Consider the following 18,101-nt stretch of genomic DNA (forward strand, 5'->3'; position numbering starts at 1 on the left):
ACTCAGAAGTCGGTTCCGCCGTCGACCGGTAGGGACGCCCCGACCACGAAGCTGGCGCGCTCGGAGCAGAGGAACACGACCACGGGGGCGACCTCCTCGGGGAGCCCGATCCGGCCCAGGTCGTTGCCGGCTCCGAAGTCGCGTTCGAGGACCTCATAGGCGGCCTCGAGGGGGCCCTCGGGGAGAAGGTCCGGGTCGGACTGCTCCACGTGGTCGGCGACAGCGGGTGTCATCAGGAGCCCGGGGCACACCGTGTTCACGAGGATGCCCTCGCCGGCGAGGCTTCGCGCCAGGTTCTTCCCCGCGCTGGCCATGGCGGCCTGTGCCGCCGAGTAGCTGATGAGCGCCGGGCTCTGGTGGCGGATCGAGGCCGCGGCCAGGTTGACGACGCGACCGAACGACGCCTTGCGCAGCAGGGGGAGCGCCGCGCGCACAGCACGCACCATCGTGAGAACGCCCGAGTCGAACTGCTCCATCCAGTCGTCGTCGGTGAGCTCGGTGAGGTCACCGGTACCGGGAGGACCGATGGCGTTCACGAGGGCGTGCAGCTCCCCCCAGCGCTCGTCGAGGAACGTGAAGGCCGCCTCCACCTCTCCCGTGTCGAGCATGTCGCACGGAAGCCCGATGGCGTCGGCGGCACCCGCGGCGGCGAGCTCCTCCTCGGTCTCGCGCAGCACCACCTCGCTCCGTGCGAGGACGGCGACGCGGCATCCCTCCGCGGCCAGGAGGCCGGCTGTCTCACGCCCGACGCCGCGTGTGCCGCCGGCCACCGCAATCGCACGTCCACCCAGGCCCAGATCCACGCCGTCTCCCCGTTTGCTCCCGGAGAGTAGCGGTGCGGCCGTGGCGCCGCGTGGGTCAGTTGAACCAGATCCGCTGGTAGTCGCGACTCATGGGATGGACGAGCAGGAGGACGAGGGCGACGTCGAAGATCAGGCTCAGGAAGTCAACTCGAACATAGAGCGTGAAAAGGAGAAGGACGTTGATGACGGCGCCCGCGACGGCGAGGCCGTAACCCCACTTCTTCTCGTTGGCGATTCCGAAGCCACCCGCCATCATTGCCGCCGCGACGGCAACGAGAACGGGCAAGCCCCAGCTCAGACCGCGAAATCCGTTGAAGAACCCGTTGAGGTAGAGCAGCAACGTCGCGATCACGAGCGTCTGCGGCTGTTGTTGGTTCAGGAACCTGCGTTCGTTCACGGGACCTCCGGGTCGGGCCGACCGGGTGGTGGTCTCGCCCCCGTCGGTGGAACCACCATTGTGGCCGCTCGGCGCCCCTGGGGGCACCGCGAGGCCCAGATCGCCGTCAGCGGCGCAGTTCCACGTGGCGGGAGCGCAGTTGGCCGCATGCCGCGTCGATGTCGGTGCCGCGGTTGCGGCGCACGGTGGCGTGGAGCCCCGCAGCCCGGAGACGCCGGGCGAAGGTGTCCATCCGGGCCCTGTTGGGCGCATGGCCCCGGTAGTCGCGCGTGGGGTTGAGCGGGATCAGATTGACGTGGACGGCCGGGGGGCCGAGGTCGCCCAGCAGCCCGGCCAGGATCGCTGCCTGCTCGAGGTCGTCGTTGACACCGGCGATCACCGCGTACTCGAAGCTCACCCGCCGACCCGTCGCGCGCTGGTAGGTCTCCGCGGCCTCGAGCACCTCCGCGATGGGATAGCGACGGTTGAGCGGCACAAGGAGGTCGCGCTGCTCGTCGGTGGGCGCGTGGAGCGACACGGCGAGCGTGACGGGGAGGTGCTCGTCGGCCAGGCGCACGATGCCGGGAACGACGCCGACCGTCGACACGGTGATGCTGCGGGCCGAGATGCCGACGTCGTCGTGCAGTCGCCTCACGGCGTCGACCGTCGCGTCGTAGTTCGCCAGCGGCTCTCCCATTCCCATGAACACCACGTGGTCGACGCGCTCGGGCACGGCACGGGTTGCACGCACGACCTGCTCCACGATCTCGCCGACGTCGAGATGGCGGTCGAAGCCCGCCTGACCGGTGGCGCAGAAGGTGCACCCCATGGCGCAGCCCGCCTGCGACGACACACAGACCGTCGCGCGGTCCGGGTAACGCATGAGCACGGTCTCAATCTCCGCGCCGTCGTCACCTGCCGCCCACAGCCACTTCTGCGTCATGCCGTCGTCGCCGTGCGCGATGGTGAGTGCTCGAAGCGACTCCGGTAGCTCGGCGGCCAGCCGTGACCGGAGTGCCGTCGGGAGGTCGGTGCAGTCTTCCAGGCGGCGTGCCGAGTGGATTCCGGCCCACACCTGGTCGGTACGGAAGCGCGGCTCACCCCACGACTCGAGCAGGTCGTGCAGGCCGTCCCGAGAGATGCCGTACCGCGTCCGCTCACTCACGACACGTCGTTGCTGTCGTCGAGATCGGCGCTGAACGCGCGGTTCGTCCGTGCCGTCGTGAAGCCGAGCGACTCGTAGAGCCCGACGGCCGCATCGTTCGACGCGTCGACGTAGAGGATTCCGGTGGGCATGCCCCGCTCGGCGATGCTCGAGAGTCCCTCCACCACGAGGGCCCGCCCGAGGCCGGTGCCCTGCCGGTCGGGATGGACGCCGATCACGTAGATCTCCCCGGCCTGCTCGTCGTCGTGGAGCTTCGTCCAGCAAGAGCCGGCCATGCCGTGGTCGTCCTCGGCCACGATGAAGCCGCCGGGGTCGAACCACTCCTGGCGCATCCGCTCGTCGAGGGTGTGCTGCGACCAGGCGCCCTGCTCCGGATGGTCCGCGAAGGCGAGATTGTTGAGAGCGAGCCAGTCGGCGTCGTCGTCCCCGGGGCGGAACGGACGCGTGCTGATCCCGTCGGGCCACGCCGGAGCGGCATCGAGCGGCAGGGCGCACTCCATCCGCAGCAACTCCCGCTGGGGGGCGAAGCCCAGCCGTTCGATCATCGCCACGGTCGTGTCGTCGGGATCGTGGCTCCACAGCACGACCTCACCGCCGCCGTCGGAGCTGATCTCCGCAGCGGCTCGTTCGAGGAGGCCCCGTTCGACGCCCGCGTGCCGGTGGCGGGGGTGCACCACGAACTCCAGCTGCCAGTGCCCGGGAGCATGGGAGACGTGCGCGGCACCGACGATGTGGCCCTCGCGACGGTCGAGCACGATCTGGGCTCCGGCCGTCGGCGGGCCTGTGAGCTCGTGCCACAGGTCGTCGCTCAGGGGAGCGTGGCCGTCGGCGGCCTGGGCGACGAGGCACAGTGCCTCGAGCCCGTGGCGGTCGTCGTCGCGGAGTGCCGCGAGCCGATGGTGCTCGATCACCCCCGGAGCGTAGATCCGAGACCGGCCGACCCGGGCCGTCGAGGGGCCGCCCACCTAAGGTGCCCGCATGGCACGTCCCCGGGGCTCCCGCCAGCGGGCCGAGCAGGCCCTTGCCCTGCTCCAGGAGGAGTATCCCGACGCCGTCTGCGCCCTGACCCACGACTCGCCCTACCAGCTGCTCGTGGCGACGATCCTCTCGGCGCAGTGCACCGACGAGCGCGTCAACATGGTCACGCCGGCGGTGTTCGCCCGCTATCCGGACCCCGAGGACCTCGCGGCCGCCGACCCTGCAGAGCTCGAGGAGCTCATCCACTCCACGGGCTTCTTCCGTTCCAAGACGAAGAACCTCATCGGGATGGCGCAGGGCCTCGTCGACCGCTTCGAGGGTGAGGTTCCCCGCGACCTCGACGACCTCGTGAAGCTCCCCGGGGTCGGGCGCAAGACCGGGAACGTGATCCGGTCGGTGGCGTTCGAGCTTCCCGGGCTACCGGTCGACACCCATGTCACGCGTCTGGCGCGACGTCTCCGACTCACGAAGGAGGAGGACGCCGTGAAGATCGAGCACGACCTCGACCCCATGGTGCCCGCCGGGCTGCGTGGCGACTTCTCACTGCTGCTGATCCTGCACGGCCGGAACGTGTGCGACGCCCGCAGGCCGCGCTGCGACGCCTGCGTGCTCGCCGGGATCTGCCCCTCCGCCTTCACGTTCTCGTAACGCCCTCCGCCACTCCGAGATGGTGCGTTTTCCGGGCCATGGACCGGGTTCTTGCACCAACCTGGCGGGGTTGAGGTGGACCCGGGTCAGGCGAGGTGGGCGCGGGCACGGTCGACGGCGCGGCCGGCGGTGATGAGGGCCCGCTCGGCGGCGAAGCACTCGGCGGCCACGGTGGAGCCGGGCGTCGTGGCGTAGTCCTCGGCGCAGGCCGTCACCCGGCGGACGAGGTCCTCGATCTGGGACCGGACCGTGGAGAGCTCGGCGGCGGTGGAGCTGTCGGTGGGCCGGGTCATGGCGTCGGGTCCTCCCGTGTCCGGTCTCGGGTCTGGTCACCTGTCTCGCTTCCCGCGTCGTCGTCCGTACTCTCGCCCGGACCCTCGGTGGCGAGGTCACGCACCTCGAGGTCGAAGGTGGGGATCGCCTTCGACCCGGCCCGGGCCGACTCCTCGAGACGGTCACCGCCGAGCTTCCTCTTGGGGAGCCGCAGCGCCAGCACGAAGCCGAGGAGCGCGACGGCGGCGCCGGCCAGGAGGGCGGCCTGGTACCCGTCGAGCTGGGAGTCCCGGGCGATGCGACGGATCTCGTCGCCTTCCTCCGCCGGGAGACCGGCGGCGAAGTCCTCCACCTTCTCGTTCGTCACGGACTGCGTGCCGGCGTCGATGGTCGCCTCGACCCTGGCTCGGGTGTCATCGGCCAGGACCGTGCTCGAGTCGACCTCGTCGGCGACGGCGGCGAAGCCCACCGAGAGGATCACTGACCCCACGACGGCTGTCCCGAGCGCCATCCCGAGGTTCTGTGACGTGCCCTGGAGCCCTGCGGCCTCACTCGCCTCGTCGTTGTCGGCGCCCGACAGGATCAGGTTGGGGAGCTGCGCGACGACGAGCCCGATACCGACCCCGATGACGGCGAGGGGCAGTGCGAGGTCCCATCCCGACTCCGCACCGTCGAGTGATCGGGAGAGCAGCACACCTCCGACGGCGAGCACGACGAGGCCCCCGGCGACGATCGACCGGGGGTAGAACCGGTGACCGAGCGGCGGTGAGAGCGAGGAGACGCCCAGCACGGCGATCGACAGTGGGAGAAGCGTCACGCCCGTGCGGAAGGCGTTGAAGCCGAGCAGGGACTGGCAGAAGAGCGGGACCAGGAAGAGGATGCCCGCCTGCATGAACGTCTGCGTGGCCAGGACCGGGAGGCCCTCGCGGATGCTCCGGTGGCGGAAGATCGACAGGTGGAGCAGCGGCGACGTCCCTGTCCGCTCCCGGTGGCGCAGCCACACGACGAAGAGGCCCAGCACCGCGAGGCCGGCGCCGATCATGACCCAGGTCGCCACGTCGTCCCACCCCGCCGTCGAGGTGCGCAGGACGCCGAGCACGACGAGGCCGAGCCCGACGACGGAGAGCAGCACACCCACGTAGTCGAGGTCGACGGGCTCGTCGGGTCGGCTGTCGGCGAGCTTTCCGGACCCGATCAGCACGACGACCACGATCACGGCCTCGAGGGCGAACGCAAGGCGCCAGGTCGCAGCCGTCGTGATGGCACCACCCACGATCGGGCCGAACGCCGCGCCGGCTGCGGCGACGCCCCACACCACCCCGTAGGCCCGGGCACGCGCGTCGCCGGGGAAGTTGGTGCGGATCAGCGTGTTGATGGCGGGCACGATGAGCGCCGACCCCAGCCCCTCGAGGATCGACCAGCCGATGATCAGCATGGCGATGTTGGCCGCCAGGGCCGTGGTGACGGTCCCGATGCCGTAGACGACGAGCCCGATCCGGAAGGCCCGTAGGGAGCCCCAGCGGTCGCCGAGCTTGCCGCCCGTCAGCATGAACGCCGACATCGTGAGGGTGTAGACGGTGATGGCCGCCTGGACCTTGGTGACCTCGGTGTCGAGGTCGGCCACCACGTCGGAGATCGACACGTTCATGATCGTGGTGTCGATCACGTAGATGAACATGGCAGCCGACAGGATCACGAGGATCGCGGACCCTGCGGTACGCCCTGCCCGTGCCTCGCTGCCCATCGGTGACCCGCCCCCCGTGTCGTGGCCCGTGTGAGGGTAGATGCCGGTCCGTCGCTGCGCCTGCCCGTGATCGATGCCCGAATCGGCACGAGGCGCGGACAGGCGGCCGGTACGATGGGAATCCCGTGCTCGAACGACTGGATCTCCGCGGCTTTGAGGGTGACCTCCGCTCCCGTGTCGCGCCCTCAGCGGGCAGGGCCTCCTCGAAGCCCGACGATGACCTGCGTGCGGTACGGGAGATCCTCGACGAGGTCGCCCGGGGCGGCGACGAAGCGCTGCGCGACCTCACCGAGCGCTTCGATGGGTGCCGACCCACCGATCTCAGGGTTCCCGTCTCCGAACGTGCCCGGGCGCTGTCGGAGGCCTCCTCGGAGCTTCGAGCAGCCCTGGAGTTCGCCCGCGACCGGATCACGGCGCACCACGAGAACCAGCGGGTCGCCCCCGACCCCGTGGAATCGGATCTCGGCATCACGATCAGCGACGTCGTCGTTCCGCTCGGGATCGCGGGTTGCTACGTGCCGGGCGGCCGTGCCGCCTACCCGTCCACCGTTCTGATGACAGCTCTGCCCGCGAGGGTTGCAGGTGTCGACACGGTCGTGTTGTGCGTCCCGCCCGGCCCCGACGGCCGGGTGCCCGACGCCACGCTGGCGGCCGCGGCGTTGGCCGAGGTCGACGACGTCTTCTGTGTCGGCGGTGCCCAGGCGATCGGCGCGTTGGCGCTCGGAACCGACACGGTTCCTGCCGTCGATGTGATCGTGGGCCCCGGAAACCGTTTCGTGGCGCTCGCCAAGCGGGAGGTCGCCGGTCGCGTGCGTACCGACACCTTCGCCGGGCCGTCCGAACTCGTGGTGATCGCCGACGGATCGGCCGATCCGGCCTACGTCGCCACCGACCTGCTCGCCCAGGCGGAGCACGGGCCCGGGGGACTGGCCGCGTTGGTCACCTGGGACCCGGCCGTTGCCGACTCCGTCGACCGTGAGCTGGAGAGCCGGGCGTCGACCGCCACCCGCTCCGACGACATCGGGGCCACCCTGGCCGAGGGTGGGCGGGCGGTCCTCGTCGACGACGCCACCCGGGCGGTGGCCGTCTCCGACGCCGTGGCCCCCGAGCACCTCGAGCTCATGGTGGAGGCACCGGCGGAGCTGCTCGCGCTGGTCCGCAACGCCGGCGCTGTGTTCTGCGGCGCCTCCAGCCCCGCCGCCGTGGGCGACTACGTCGCCGGCGTGAACCACGTGCTCCCCACGGGCGGCACCGCCCGGTTCGCCGACGCACTGCGCGTCTCCGACTTCCTGAAGCACATCCACGTCGTCGACGCGACCCCCGACGCCCTCGAGTACGTGCGTCCCCACATCGAGGCGCTCGCACGTGCCGAGGGTCTGGATGCCCACGCGGCATCGGTCGCCGTCCGGGCGTCCAACGGGAAGGGGGCTGTGCCATGACCGGCCCCGGGCTGCCCTCCGCCCGCGACGACATCGCCGCCCTGTCGGGGTACTTCTCGCCGCAGCTCGACGTACCCGTGCGGCTCAACACCAACGAGAGCCCCGTGCCGCCACCCGACGAGTTCGTCGAGGAGTGGTGTGACGCCCTCCGCACGATCCCCCTCAACCGGTACCCGGACCGGCGTGCCGGGGAGCTGCGCGCTGCTCTGGCAGACCGGCTCGGCGTCCGTGCCGAACAGGTGTTCTGCGGCAACGGCTCCAACGAGGTCCTCCAGTCGCTGCTCCTCGCCTACGGCGGAGCGGGGCGCCGCGCGGTCACGTTCGAGCCGACGTACGCGCTCCACAGCCACATCGCCACGATCACGGGGACCGAGGTCGTGGCCGGCAAGCGACGCGCCGACTTCTCCGTCGACCCCGATGCCGCCGCCACGTTCGTGGAGGAGCAGCGCCCGTCGGTGATCTTCCTGTGCAGCCCGAACAACCCGACCGGCACACTCGACCCGCCGGGCCTCGTCGGGAGACTGCGCGGCGCCGCCCCCGGTGCGCTCGTCGTGGTCGACGAGGCCTACGGCGAGTTCGCGCAGCGCTCCGAGATCCCCAACGTGACCGACGACGCCGCCGTGGTGGTGGTGCGGACCTATTCGAAGGTGTGGTCGCTCGCCGCACTCCGCCTCGGCTTCTGTGTCGCACCGGCACCCGTGGTCCGGAACCTCGACGCGGTCGCGCTGCCCTACAACCTCTCGGCGGCCACCCAGGCGGCCGGGCTCCTGGCCCTGCGCCACGGCGACGAGATGGCCGAGCGCGTCGCGATTCTGTGCGGCGAGCGCGACCGGCTCGTCAGGACGCTTCGCGACCTCGGTTCATTGACGGTCTACGACAGCGGCGCCAACTTCCTTCTCATCCGCCCGGATGTGGATGCCCACTCGCTGTGGGAGAGACTGCTCGGCCACGGCGTTCTCGTGCGCGATTTCACCAGCCGGCCCGGCCTGGATGGGACACTGCGGATCACGGTGGGGACCCCCGACGAGAACGACGCACTGCTCGCCGCCCTTCCGGTGGCGATCGAGGAGGTGGCGGCCTGATGGCCGAACGAACGGCCCGGTGGGACCGGGAAACCAACGAGACGAAGGTGTCCGTCGACCTCGACCTCGACGGCACCGGGGTGGCGGACGCCCAGACCGGCATCCCGTTCTTCGACCACATGCTCGAGCAGCTCGGGCGCCACGCCGGGTTCGATCTCGTCGTGCGCGCCGAGGGCGACCTCGAGATCGACACCCACCACACCATCGAGGACGTCGGCATCGTGTTCGGGACGACCCTCAGCCGCGCTCTCGGCGACAAGGCCGGGGTGCGTCGCTTCGCGTCGATCGAGGTACCGCTCGACGAGGCTCTCGTGGCCGTGGCGCTCGATCTCTCCGGTCGCCCGTTCCTCAGCTACGACATCGACCCGGTCGCCGAGTGGGTCGGCACGTTCGACCCGCAGCTCGCCGAGGAGTTCTGGCGCGCCTTCGCGGTGGCTTCCGCGGTCACCCTGCACATGCGGAGCATCTCGGGCCGCAACGGCCACCACGTCCTCGAGGCGTCGTTCAAGGCTGCGGCGCGGTGCCTGCGCGATGCAACCCGGATCGACGGCGAGGTCGTCCCCTCCACGAAGGGGACGCTCTGAGCACCCCCGCCCGCATCGCGGTTCTCGACTACGGAATCGGGAACCTCCGGTCGGCGGAGAAGGCGCTCGCACACCTGGGAGCCGATGCCGTCCTCACGGCTGATCCCGACACCGTGGCGTCGGCGGCAGCGGTCGTGCTCCCCGGCGTCGGTGCCTTCGGTCGCTGCATGGAGGAGCTTCGCGCGCACGGGCTCGACACGCCGGCCCTCGACGCCGCAACGTCGGGCAGGCCCTTCCTCGGTATCTGCGTGGGAATGCAGATGCTGTTCGAGTCCAGCACCGAATCCCCGGGTGTGCCGGGGCTCGGCGTCGTTCCCGGCGTCGTGGAGCGCCTGCACGGGCCGGTCACGATCCCGCACATGGGATGGAACACCGTCGACGCCGTTCCCCGGTCGGGCCTGTTCGCCGGTGTGCCCGAACCGCGGTGGTGCTACTTCGTGCACTCGTACAGCGCGGTCCCGACCGATCCGGCGGTGGTGTCCGCCACGACGGACCACGGCGGCACCCTCGTGGCTGCCGTCGAGGCGGGGGCGGTCTGGGCGACGCAGTTCCACCCCGAGAAGAGCGGCGCCTGCGGGCTCGCCGTGCTCGCCAACTTCGTGGCGGCCGCCGCGCAGCACGCGGAGAGTGGCTGATGCCGTTCCAGCTCTTCCCCGCGATCGACATCCGCGGCGGTCGGTGCGTGCGTCTCATGCGCGGCGACTACGACGCCGAAACCGTCTACGACGAGGACCCGGTCGCGGTCGCACGGCGCTTCGGAGAGGCCGGCGCGTCGTGGATCCACGTCGTCGATCTCGATGCGGCGCGTACCGGCGAGCCCGCCAACGCAGGCACGGTCGCAGAGATCTGCTCGGTGGTCGACGTTCGGGTCCAGGTCGGTGGCGGCATACGGAGCCTCGACGCCGCACGACGTCTGCACGAGGCGGGGGTGGCGCGGGTCGTCGTCGGCACGGCGGTCGTCGACCGGCCCGATCTCGTCGACGACATCAACGAAGCGGTGGGTGTTCCCGTCGCCGTCGGGCTCGACGTGCTCGGCGACGAGGTGAGGGTCCGGGGATGGACGGAGGGAAGCGGGCGGAGCCCCGCCGAGCTGGTTGCCGACCTCGATGCCCGGGCGGTCGACGCCTTCGTGGTCACCCGCATCGAAGCCGACGGGACGATGGAGGGCCCCGACATCCACGGGCTCACCGGTGTGCTGGCGGCCACCGACACCCCGGTCCTGGCGAGCGGGGGAGTCGGGACGCTGGCGCACATCCGTGAGCTGTCCGCGTTGGCGGTCCGGCACCCGACCCTGGACGGTGTGATCGTGGGACGTGCCCTCTACGAGGGACGTTTCACCGTGGAGGAGGCGCTGGGCGCATGCTCGCAACACGTGTGATCCCGTGCCTCGACGTCGATCGGGGCCGGGTCGTGAAGGGCGTCAACTTCGTCGGCCTACAGGACGCCGGCGACCCGGTCGAGCTGGCGAAGCGCTACGACGCCGAGGGGGCCGACGAGGTGGTGTTCCTCGACATCACGGCGTCCTCCGACGACCGCGACACGATCCTCGGCGTCGCCGCACGGACGGCCGAGCAGGTGTTCATGCCGTTCACGGTCGGCGGCGGTATCCGCTCCGAGGACGACATCCGCCGACTGCTCCGCGCCGGGGCCGACAAGGTGTCGCTCAACACGGCGGCCGTGGCGGAGCCGGATCTGGTGCGCGCGGGCGCCGACGCCTTCGGTGCCCAGTGCATCGTCGTCGCCGTCGACGCGCGTCGACGTGGCACGGGCGGCTGGGAGGTCGTCACCCACGGGGGGCGGACCCCGACGGGCCTCGACGTGATCGCGTGGGTGCGGCGGGTCGTCGATCTCGGCGCCGGGGAGATCCTGCTCACGTCGATGGACCGTGACGGCACACGCGACGGCTACGACATCGACCTCACCGCCGCCGTGGTCGATGCCGTGGAGGTCCCCGTGATCGCCTCGGGAGGCGTGGGGACGCTCGAGCACCTCTACGAGGGTGCGGCCGCCGGAGGCGCCGAGGGCCTCCTCGCTGCTTCGATCTTCCACTTCGGCGAGCACTCGGTGGGTGCAGCCAAGGAGTATCTCGCAGCCCGGGGCGTCACCGTGCGTCCGGTCTGAGCGGGCTCGCGGTCCCGCGGCGCCCGTCTCGGAATTCGGGTACCGTCGGGGAACCGACGACCTGTCCTTCAGAAGGGAGCACGGATGAGCGACGGCGCTGTGGTCGACGAGGGATTCCTGAGGCGGTACCGGGAGCTGCTCGACGCCGAGGACGAGGCGTTCGACGACCTCGAGCACGCCTACGAGGACGGCAACCGGGCCGTGTTCGACTCCGACATCGACAGGTGGCGGTCGTCGGTCAGTCGCCGGCTGACGTTCCTCGAACGTCACGGTGTCGCAAGTCGCGAGAGCCCGGCCACCACGGGGGCGTCCTAGCGCACCGGCCACGACGCCCGCCGCTGCGGGCGGTACGGCCTACGCGGCGAGGAAGTTCAACGGGGCGTAACCGCTGCCCAGCACCGATGCGGAATCGCTGTCGAGCGCGCGCTCCAGCAGGGTCGCGTACACGCGGCGGAAGTCGGTCGTGGCCTTCAGGTCGCCGTTGCCGTCCAGGTTCGTCAGGCTCGGATGGTCCCCGTAGAAGCCGCCGTGGACGGGGTTCCCCACAGCGAGCACGGGTGCAGCCGTGCCGTGGTCCGTCCCGCCGCCCTGGTTCGCACGGAAGCGCCGTCCGAACTCCGACTGCACGACCGTCACGACGTGCTTCCCGCGGCTGTGACCGTCGAGCTCCGCGTGGAACCCGTGGAGAGCCTGGTCGAGCTGGCGCAGCAGGCCCTCCTGCGTCGGGAGCTGGTTGGTGTGGGTGTCGAAGCCGCCCATGCTGACGTTGTAGACAGTGGTCCGCAGCCCTGCCCGCACCAGCTTGCTGACGACACGCAGCTGGGGCGCCAGCTGGCCGCCCACCCCGTCGAGGGAGGTCGGGAGGCCCGCCGCGGCTGTCACGCCCTCGGCTGCCACGAACTGGTTGGTGGCGTTGTTCACGCCATCCACGTCCTCACCGTCGAGAGCGGAGTTGATCTCCTCCTCGGCGCGGATCAGGTTCTCCTTCGAGCGCGTGATCGCCGACGCCCAGACACCCTCGCTCGGCTCGGGCTGGGCAAGCCAGCCGTAGCCATTCTTGAAGACCTGGTTGCCGGGGATGCTGAACCCGCCGTTCGGAACGGCGATTCCGGTCTGCGCTTCGCCGCGCAGCACCATCGGCAGCGAGTTGCCGATGACGATGGCGGTGAGGGGGTCATCGATGCCCTGGTCCATCCAGCGCCCGATCCAGCCCGTGTTCTCCACGCTCTCGGCCACACCCGAGGCCCACACGTCCTGGGACCGAAAGTGGCTGAGGTCGGGGTTGGGGTATCCGCAGCCCTGGATGATCGCGAGGTCGTCGTCGCGCCAGTGCTGAACGAGTCCCTCGAGGCTGGGGTGCAGCCCGATGCCGGAGCCGAGGTCGTGCACGCCGTCGGCGGGTGAGAGCGCCAGCGCCCCGCGGGCGCCGTGGTACGCCGAGTTGCCGTGGGGAACCACGGTGTTGAGCCCGTCGGTCCCGCCGTAGAGGGTCACGAGCACGAGGATCTCCGCCCCCGGGAGCGGCGGCGGTGGTGGCGGCGGTGGTGGTGGGGGCGGCGGCCCCGGAACGGGCGGCTTGCATGCTGCGATCCCGGCGAGGGCCGCGGCGGAGCCCGTGCCGGTGAGGAACTTCCTGCGGGACACCGTCATGGCTGATGGCTCCTCATCCGAGCAGGTACTCGGGGCTACCGAGTGCGAGGGCGACGACGGCCAGGGAACTGTCGGACGCGTTGGCCAGTGCCGCGTCGGTTCGGGGGCTCCAGGCATCGACGCCGAGGAGTTCGGCGGCGGCGGCCGGCCGTTCCACCGGAGCTGCCCAGCCGACGCTGGAGGTGTTGCCGAGGATGACGGCCGTTTGAGCCAGCTTGACCCGCTCGAGCTCGGAGGCGGTGTTGATCCAGTAGCCGTTCGGTGCCCATCCGGCCACGTGGGGTGGCACGAAGGGCACCTGCTGGAGCCCGACGAGCGACTGTGCGGTCAGGACGTTGGCGGGCAGGTTCAGGGCGCGCAGGGAGCGGGCCACCCACTCGACGGGCGACTCCACCAGCCCCTGTCGGGCGTCGGCGGAGTCGAACTGCGGATGGAGAAACGTCGCTCGCAGGAGCCCGGTGATGTCGAGGTCGACGGCGAACGAGGAGCCCAGCTCGACCGCGATCGGGTGGTCCGGCGGGATCGGCCAGGCGAAGAAGCTCCACACCCGCGAGGCGATGTAGGGCGCACAGGCGGGGTGCGACGTGATGATCGAGATGGCGTCCTGGGTGTTCCAGTTGCCGGTCTGGCCGAGGAGGGTCTTGGAGCCCGAGTCCCAGCGTGACGGGTCGAACACGATCGTCGGGTTCAGCGGGTTCGAGGTGTTCACCGTGTAGCCGGTGAAGGCCCGTGCTGCGGCCTTCACGTCGTTTTCGGTGTAGTTGCCGCGCCCGAGGGCGAAGAGCTCCATGACCTCCCGTCCGTAGTTCTCGTTGGGGGAGCTCTTGTGGCTGAAGAGCCCGTCGAGCCAGATGAGCATGGCCGGGTCGATCGTGACGGCCTGGAGGAGGTCCTCGAAGTTGCCCCATCCGAGCGTGCGGAACAGCTGGTGCTGTCTGAACATCAGCGACGGCCACCCGACCTTCTGGACCGACGACGTGAGGAGCCCGTGCCAGAAGAAGGGGAGCTTCTCCCGGAGCGGGACCTGCGAGGCCACCATCCGCTCGAGCCACCACGTCACGAGGGCGGCCGTCTCCAGCTGGGCCACCTCCTGGTCGGGGCCCATCGTGGTGGGGGGCATCAGGCTGGGAGGCGGGATCGCCTCGGCCGCGGGGTCGGGTGCTGTCAGGAGCTCCTCGACGGTCGCCTCGTAGCCCTGCGCCTCCGCCGCATCGAGCTGCGCGCTCGTCGCGCCGAAGCCGACGCGCCGGTAGAGGTGCGCGAGCCGGGAGCGGAGGTCCGGCGTGGCGGGCACCTCCAGGTCACCGAGAGGACGCGGTGCTGCGGGGAGTCCGGTGCGATGGGCGGTTCCGAGGAGGGTGGGCACGTGGTCTCCGGATGTGGGGCGACGACCTCCTGTCTATCGACCACGGAGCGTGCTCATCTTGAGAAGAATCCGACCGAATGCGCGCGCTCGGCGCGTTGAAGGCAGGCCGCGCCGGGCTCAGTTCCCCCCGGAATCCCGGGCCTCGCGAACCACGCGGTCCACCAGGTCGACGGTGAGTGACACGATGAACCCCGTGTTACCGACGAAGAAGTGATCGGCGCCAGGGAGGACCTCGACGACCGTGTTCTTCCATCCTGCGACCCTGGCGCGTCCCGCGTCGCTCTCGACGAGGTCGTCCCGGTCCCCGAACACGATCGTCTTCGGCCGCGGGTCGTCGGCGACGGCGTCGGGGGCGTAGCGCCCCGGTGGCGCCACCGCCACCCAGGCCGACACACGGCCGTCGGCCGTCGCGAGGGCGATGTCGGCGCCGAACGACCATCCGGCCATGAGGATCGGGCACCCGGGCGGGAGGAGCGCCGCCAGGTGGTCGAGCGCCGCCTCGGCGTCATGACGCTCCCCGTCACCGTCGTCGAAGCCCCCTTCGCTGCCCTCGACGCCGCGGAAGTTGAAGCGGAGACAGGTGACGCCGGCCGGTGGGAGGGCGTTGAACCACTCGCCCACGACGAGCGAGCGCATGGAGCCGCCGAACTGCGGGTGGGGGTGGCACAGCACGGCGCCGGCGCGTGGGTGCTCGGCCCGGGCGACCTCGGCTTCCAGACGGAGCCCGCCGCGACTCGTGAGGGTTGTGGGCTCGGACATCGTGTGCACGCTAACCCGGCCGGACCCCTCCCCGGATGGTGCAGTTGTTGGGCTGTGGCCACATCAATCGCACCAACCCGGGGAGGGGGGACGGGTACCATCGCCGCGTGCCCGACGTGACACCGCCTGACGTGACGCCCATCGACGCCACGGAGGACCAGTTGTCGGAGGTGACCTTCGACGACCGCGGGCTCGTCCCGGCGATCGTGCAGGAGGCCGGCACGGGCCGGGTCCTGATGATGGCCTGGATGAACGACGAATCGTTGCGGAGGTCCCTCGAGACGGGCCGCACCTGGTTCTGGAGCCGGAGTCGCCAGGAGTACTGGTGCAAGGGGGAGACCTCCGGCGACCGCCAGTACATCCGGTCGGCCTCCTACGACTGCGACGGCGACACCCTCCTCTTCCAGGTGGAGCAGGAGGGCAACGGTGCGTGCCACACGGGCGAGTGGAGCTGCTTCTTCCGCCCGTTCGGCGCCCCCGACCGCCCGTGACCGCCTCGCGGTGACCACCGACGGAGCCGGGCCGCGCCCGTCGCTCGAGGAGTTTCGCTCACTGGCGCGCGGCCACACCGTCGTACCGGTGTGGCGCGAGATCCTCGCCGACGTGGAGACCCCGGTCTCGGCTTACGCCAAGCTCGTCGGGGCGCAGCCGGGATTCCTCCTCGAGTCGGTGGAGCACGGCCGCCGGTGGGGGCGGTTCTCCTTCCTCGGCAGTGATCCGGCCGTCACCCTCGTCGCCCGGGGCACCGACGTCTCGTGTGCGGTCGGCGACGCCCCCGGGATCCCGACAGGCGACGGCATCCTGAACGCCCTCGACGCGCTGCTCGCCCGCTACTCCGCGCCGGCCATTCCGGAGTTGCCTCCGTTCCACGGTGGGGTGGTCGGCTACCTGGGCTACGACATCGTGCGCGAGATCGAGCGGCTCCCCCGTGTGCCACCCGACGACCAGGGCATGCCGGACGCCGTCCTGTCCTTGACCGGGCACGTGACCGCGTTCGACCACTTCCGACAGCGTCTGTTCCTGATCGAGAACGTGTTCGTCGACGCCGACGCGAACGACACGGTCCTGGAGGCCCACTACCGAGCGGCCTCCGAGCGTCTCGACGAGAGGGTGGCGGCGCTGGCCGCGCCCCTGGTGGTCCGCCCGTCGCCCCCGCCGCCCGACCCCCTGGTCGACCTCCCGGCCTTCACGTCCACCATGGGCGCCGACGACTACCGCCGGGCGGTCGACGTCGCCCGCGAGCACATCCTGGAGGGCGACATCTTCCAGGTCGTTCTCGCCCAGCGCTTCGACATCGACGAGCCGGTCGACCCCTTCTCGACCTACCGCGTCCTGCGCCAGGTGAACCCGTCGCCCTACATGTACTTCGTCCACGACCAGGAGCTCACGATCGCCGGGTCGTCACCCGAGCCGATGGTGCAGGTGCTCGACGGCCGCGTGATCAGCCGACCGATCGCCGGGACGCGCCGGCGGGGAGCCGACGATGCGGCCGACCGGCGGATGGCCGCGGAGCTCGCCGAGCACCCCAAGGAGCGTGCCGAGCACGTGATGCTCGTCGACCTGGCGCGCAACGACGTCGGGCGGGTCGCCGAGTTCGGGACCGAGCGCGTCGACGAACTCATGACCCTGGAGCGCTACTCCCACGTGATGCACATGACGAGCCAGGTGTCGGCCGACCTGCCCGACGGCACGGGCCCCGTCGACGTCCTGCGTGCGACCTTTCCCGCCGGCACGGTCAGCGGCGCGCCGAAGGTGCGGGCCATGGAGATCATCGACGACCTGGAGCCCACCAAGCGGGGCCCCTACGCCGGGGTCGTCGGATACATCGACTTCTCGGGGAACCTCGACACGGCCATCGCCATCCGAACGATGCTGTGGCGTGACGGGCGGGCGTCCGTGCAGGCCGGAGCGGGGATCGTGGCCGACAGTGATCCCGAGCTCGAAGACCTCGAGTGCCACAACAAGGCCCGGGCGCTGCTCACGGCCGCCGCCGCCGCACGCGATCTCGACCCCATCGTCCACGACCCGCCGGTCCCGTGATCGAGCCCGGGGAGGCGACGACGAGCGACCTGGGTGTCGAGGTCGCGGCGCACTACGGGGACCCGACCGCCGAGTGGGAGGCACTCGAGGCCGGGGCCGGTGTCGTCGACCGCTCGGACGCAGGGTCGGCGCTCGTCTCGGGTGGTGACACCTTCAGCTTCCTCGACAGCCTGGTCTCGGCCGATGTCGCCGACCTCGAGGACGGCGCGGGCGTCCACGGCCTGCTCCTCTCACCGAAGGGAAAGCTCGTCGCCGACTTCCGCCTTCTCCGCGTCGGCGACACCGCGTGGATCGACACCGAGCCCGGCGTGGCCCCCGACCTGGTGGCCGCGCTCGATCGCTACCGGATCCGCGTCGATGTCGAGATCTCGGAACGCTCCGACGAGTTCGGCGTCCTCCAGCTCCGTGGGCCGGCGGTCGACGATGTCCTCGCCGGCGCCGGTGCTTCCCGACCGCCGACGGGCGCCCATGCCCACGTCGCGTGGGGGGAGGTGCGCATCGCCCGCGTCGCGCGTCCCGACGACGCTGGGGTCGACGTCGTCGGCCCTCTGGCGGCGCTCACCGCGGCGTGGGCGGACCTCACGGCGGCAGGGGCGGTGCGCGTGGGCCGCAGCGCCTCCGAGGCACACCGGATCGCAGCGGGGATCCCGCGGCAGGGCCACGACATCGACGAGCGGACGATTCCCCAGGAGGCGGGCCTCGAGCTCGACGCCGTGTCCTTCACGAAGGGCTGCTTCCTCGGCCAGGAGCTCGTCTGCCGCATCGACAGCCGCGGACGGGTCAACCGGTTCCTCCGACGTCTCACACCCGACGGGCCCGCCCCGGCGGTGGGGGCCGAGATCCTCGACCACGACGGCGAGCGGGCGGGCGAGGTCACGAGCGTCTCCGCGGCTCCTGTCGGGCCGGTGGCTCTCGGCTACACCCACCGACGGGTCGAGCCGCCCGGCCCGGTGCAGATCACGGTCGCGCCCGCCGCCGAAACGGCCGGCCACGTGGCGGCCGGAGACGGCGACGTCGTGGTCGCACGCGTCGCAGCGCTCCCCGGGATGGTGCAGGGCGGGTCGTAGAATCGG

The 18,101-nt window shown here is 71.0% G+C and carries 19 protein-coding genes and 1 pseudogene; 11 read left to right on the top strand and 9 right to left on the bottom strand.

Annotation, left to right across the window (positions count from 1 at the left end; all coding sequences use genetic code 11):
* Window positions 1–2 precede the first annotated feature (2 nt).
* From R3A49_01955 to mshD, 4 genes are all read right to left on the bottom strand, one after another.
* A complete protein-coding gene (locus tag R3A49_01955) occupies window positions 3–803 on the bottom strand; it encodes an SDR family oxidoreductase (protein MEZ5169495.1) in 801 nt (266 codons plus the stop codon).
* 55 nt (window positions 804–858) lie between these two features.
* Entirely contained in the window at window positions 859–1,200 is a 342-nt protein-coding gene (locus R3A49_01960; protein ID MEZ5169496.1) for a hypothetical protein, read from the bottom strand.
* A 106-nt stretch (window positions 1,201–1,306) separates the two neighbouring features.
* Complete coding sequence (gene rlmN, locus R3A49_01965) at window positions 1,307–2,344, bottom strand: 23S rRNA (adenine(2503)-C(2))-methyltransferase RlmN (protein ID MEZ5169497.1); 1,038 nt, start codon at window positions 2,342–2,344, stop codon at window positions 1,307–1,309.
* Window positions 2,341–3,255: a mycothiol synthase gene (mshD, locus tag R3A49_01970; protein ID MEZ5169498.1), complete on the bottom strand. Its 915-nt coding sequence runs from the start codon at window positions 3,253–3,255 to the stop codon at window positions 2,341–2,343. Before mshD ends, rlmN begins: the two co-directional genes overlap by 4 nt.
* A gap of 67 nt (window positions 3,256–3,322) precedes the next feature.
* Here mshD and nth point away from each other — a divergent pair, with 67 nt between their 5' ends.
* Entirely contained in the window at window positions 3,323–3,970 is a 648-nt protein-coding gene (gene nth, locus R3A49_01975; GenBank protein ID MEZ5169499.1) for an endonuclease III, read from the top strand.
* An 86-nt stretch (window positions 3,971–4,056) separates the two neighbouring features.
* Here the strand turns inward: nth and R3A49_01980 are convergent, their stop codons facing one another.
* Window positions 4,057–4,263, bottom strand: coding sequence for a hypothetical protein (locus R3A49_01980; protein ID MEZ5169500.1), 207 nt, complete (start codon window positions 4,261–4,263; stop codon window positions 4,057–4,059).
* Window positions 4,260–5,987: an MFS transporter gene (locus tag R3A49_01985; protein ID MEZ5169501.1), complete on the bottom strand. Its 1,728-nt coding sequence runs from the start codon at window positions 5,985–5,987 to the stop codon at window positions 4,260–4,262. The genes R3A49_01980 and R3A49_01985 overlap by 4 nt, the downstream gene beginning before the upstream one ends.
* 125 nt (window positions 5,988–6,112) lie before the next feature.
* Here R3A49_01985 and hisD point away from each other — a divergent pair, with 125 nt between their 5' ends.
* The 7 genes from hisD (at window position 6,113) to R3A49_02020 (ending at window position 11,528) form a co-directional block, all read left to right on the top strand.
* On the top strand, window positions 6,113–7,426 hold the full coding sequence (hisD, locus tag R3A49_01990; GenBank protein ID MEZ5169502.1) for a histidinol dehydrogenase: 1,314 nt from the start codon (window positions 6,113–6,115) through the stop codon (window positions 7,424–7,426).
* Window positions 7,423–8,508 (top strand): histidinol-phosphate transaminase, encoded by a 1,086-nt coding sequence (gene hisC / locus R3A49_01995; GenBank protein ID MEZ5169503.1) that lies wholly within the window; start codon window positions 7,423–7,425, stop codon window positions 8,506–8,508. The genes hisD and hisC overlap by 4 nt, the downstream gene beginning before the upstream one ends.
* The gene (hisB, locus tag R3A49_02000) at window positions 8,508–9,092 is read left to right on the top strand and encodes an imidazoleglycerol-phosphate dehydratase HisB (protein MEZ5169504.1); all 585 of its coding nucleotides are present in this window, start codon (window positions 8,508–8,510) and stop codon (window positions 9,090–9,092) included. The genes hisC and hisB overlap by 1 nt, the downstream gene beginning before the upstream one ends.
* Window positions 9,089–9,727 (top strand): imidazole glycerol phosphate synthase subunit HisH, encoded by a 639-nt coding sequence (hisH, locus tag R3A49_02005; protein MEZ5169505.1) that lies wholly within the window; start codon window positions 9,089–9,091, stop codon window positions 9,725–9,727. Before hisB ends, hisH begins: the two co-directional genes overlap by 4 nt.
* A complete protein-coding gene (hisA, locus tag R3A49_02010; protein MEZ5169506.1) occupies window positions 9,727–10,470 on the top strand; it encodes a 1-(5-phosphoribosyl)-5-[(5-phosphoribosylamino)methylideneamino]imidazole-4-carboxamide isomerase in 744 nt (247 codons plus the stop codon). The genes hisH and hisA overlap by 1 nt, the downstream gene beginning before the upstream one ends.
* On the top strand, window positions 10,452–11,213 hold the full coding sequence (gene hisF, locus R3A49_02015; GenBank protein MEZ5169507.1) for an imidazole glycerol phosphate synthase subunit HisF: 762 nt from the start codon (window positions 10,452–10,454) through the stop codon (window positions 11,211–11,213). Before hisA ends, hisF begins: the two co-directional genes overlap by 19 nt.
* 84 nt (window positions 11,214–11,297) lie before the next feature.
* Window positions 11,298–11,528 (top strand): hypothetical protein, encoded by a 231-nt coding sequence (locus R3A49_02020; protein MEZ5169508.1) that lies wholly within the window; start codon window positions 11,298–11,300, stop codon window positions 11,526–11,528.
* Window positions 11,529–11,567: 39 nt separating this feature from the next.
* Here R3A49_02020 and R3A49_02025 read toward each other — a convergent pair whose 3' ends face one another.
* The 3 genes from R3A49_02025 to R3A49_02035 all read right to left on the bottom strand — a co-directional run bounded on the left by R3A49_02025 (window position 11,568) and on the right by R3A49_02035 (window position 14,988).
* Complete coding sequence (locus R3A49_02025) at window positions 11,568–12,863, bottom strand: DUF1501 domain-containing protein (protein MEZ5169509.1); 1,296 nt, start codon at window positions 12,861–12,863, stop codon at window positions 11,568–11,570.
* A gap of 13 nt (window positions 12,864–12,876) precedes the next feature.
* Entirely contained in the window at window positions 12,877–14,229 is a 1,353-nt protein-coding gene (locus tag R3A49_02030; protein ID MEZ5169510.1) for a DUF1800 domain-containing protein, read from the bottom strand.
* Between the two features lie 117 nt (window positions 14,230–14,346).
* Window positions 14,347–14,988, bottom strand: a complete 642-nt coding sequence (locus R3A49_02035) for an alpha/beta hydrolase (GenBank protein ID MEZ5169511.1) — start codon at window positions 14,986–14,988, stop codon at window positions 14,347–14,349.
* Between the two features lie 131 nt (window positions 14,989–15,119).
* On the opposite strand from R3A49_02035, the pseudogene hisI reads away from it, so the two are divergent.
* The 3 genes and pseudogenes from hisI (at window position 15,120) to R3A49_02050 (ending at window position 18,095) form a co-directional block, all read left to right on the top strand.
* Window positions 15,120–15,452, top strand: a pseudogene (gene hisI / locus R3A49_02040) (phosphoribosyl-AMP cyclohydrolase).
* Between the two features lie 37 nt (window positions 15,453–15,489).
* Window positions 15,490–17,028 (top strand): anthranilate synthase component I, encoded by a 1,539-nt coding sequence (gene trpE / locus R3A49_02045; GenBank protein MEZ5169512.1) that lies wholly within the window; start codon window positions 15,490–15,492, stop codon window positions 17,026–17,028.
* On the top strand, window positions 17,025–18,095 hold the full coding sequence (locus R3A49_02050) for a folate-binding protein (GenBank protein ID MEZ5169513.1): 1,071 nt from the start codon (window positions 17,025–17,027) through the stop codon (window positions 18,093–18,095). The genes trpE and R3A49_02050 overlap by 4 nt, the downstream gene beginning before the upstream one ends.
* The last annotated feature ends 6 nt before the right edge of the window (window positions 18,096–18,101 follow it).

This window comes from Acidimicrobiia bacterium, from assembly GCA_041394025.1.
Classification (GTDB): Bacteria; Actinomycetota; Acidimicrobiia; order IMCC26256; family JAOSJL01; genus JAOSJL01.

What these genes read in the sequence shown, in the direction of transcription:
- nth (MEZ5169499.1), top strand. Translation starts at nt 3,323, where the DNA reads ATGGCACGTCCCCGGGGCTCCCGCCAGCGGGCCGAGCAGGCCCTTGCC.
- R3A49_01980 (MEZ5169500.1), bottom strand. Translation starts at nt 4,263, where the DNA reads ATGACCCGGCCCACCGACAGCTCCACCGCCGCCGAGCTCTCCACGGTC.
- R3A49_01985 (MEZ5169501.1), bottom strand. Translation starts at nt 5,987, where the DNA reads ATGGGCAGCGAGGCACGGGCAGGGCGTACCGCAGGGTCCGCGATCCTC.
- hisC (MEZ5169503.1), top strand. Translation starts at nt 7,423, where the DNA reads ATGACCGGCCCCGGGCTGCCCTCCGCCCGCGACGACATCGCCGCCCTG.
- hisB (MEZ5169504.1), top strand. Translation starts at nt 8,508, where the DNA reads ATGGCCGAACGAACGGCCCGGTGGGACCGGGAAACCAACGAGACGAAG.
- hisA (MEZ5169506.1), top strand. Translation starts at nt 9,727, where the DNA reads ATGCCGTTCCAGCTCTTCCCCGCGATCGACATCCGCGGCGGTCGGTGC.
- hisF (MEZ5169507.1), top strand. Translation starts at nt 10,452, where the DNA reads ATGCTCGCAACACGTGTGATCCCGTGCCTCGACGTCGATCGGGGCCGG.
- R3A49_02020 (MEZ5169508.1), top strand. Translation starts at nt 11,298, where the DNA reads ATGAGCGACGGCGCTGTGGTCGACGAGGGATTCCTGAGGCGGTACCGG.
- R3A49_02025 (MEZ5169509.1), bottom strand. Translation starts at nt 12,863, where the DNA reads ATGACGGTGTCCCGCAGGAAGTTCCTCACCGGCACGGGCTCCGCCGCG.
- R3A49_02035 (MEZ5169511.1), bottom strand. Translation starts at nt 14,988, where the DNA reads ATGTCCGAGCCCACAACCCTCACGAGTCGCGGCGGGCTCCGTCTGGAA.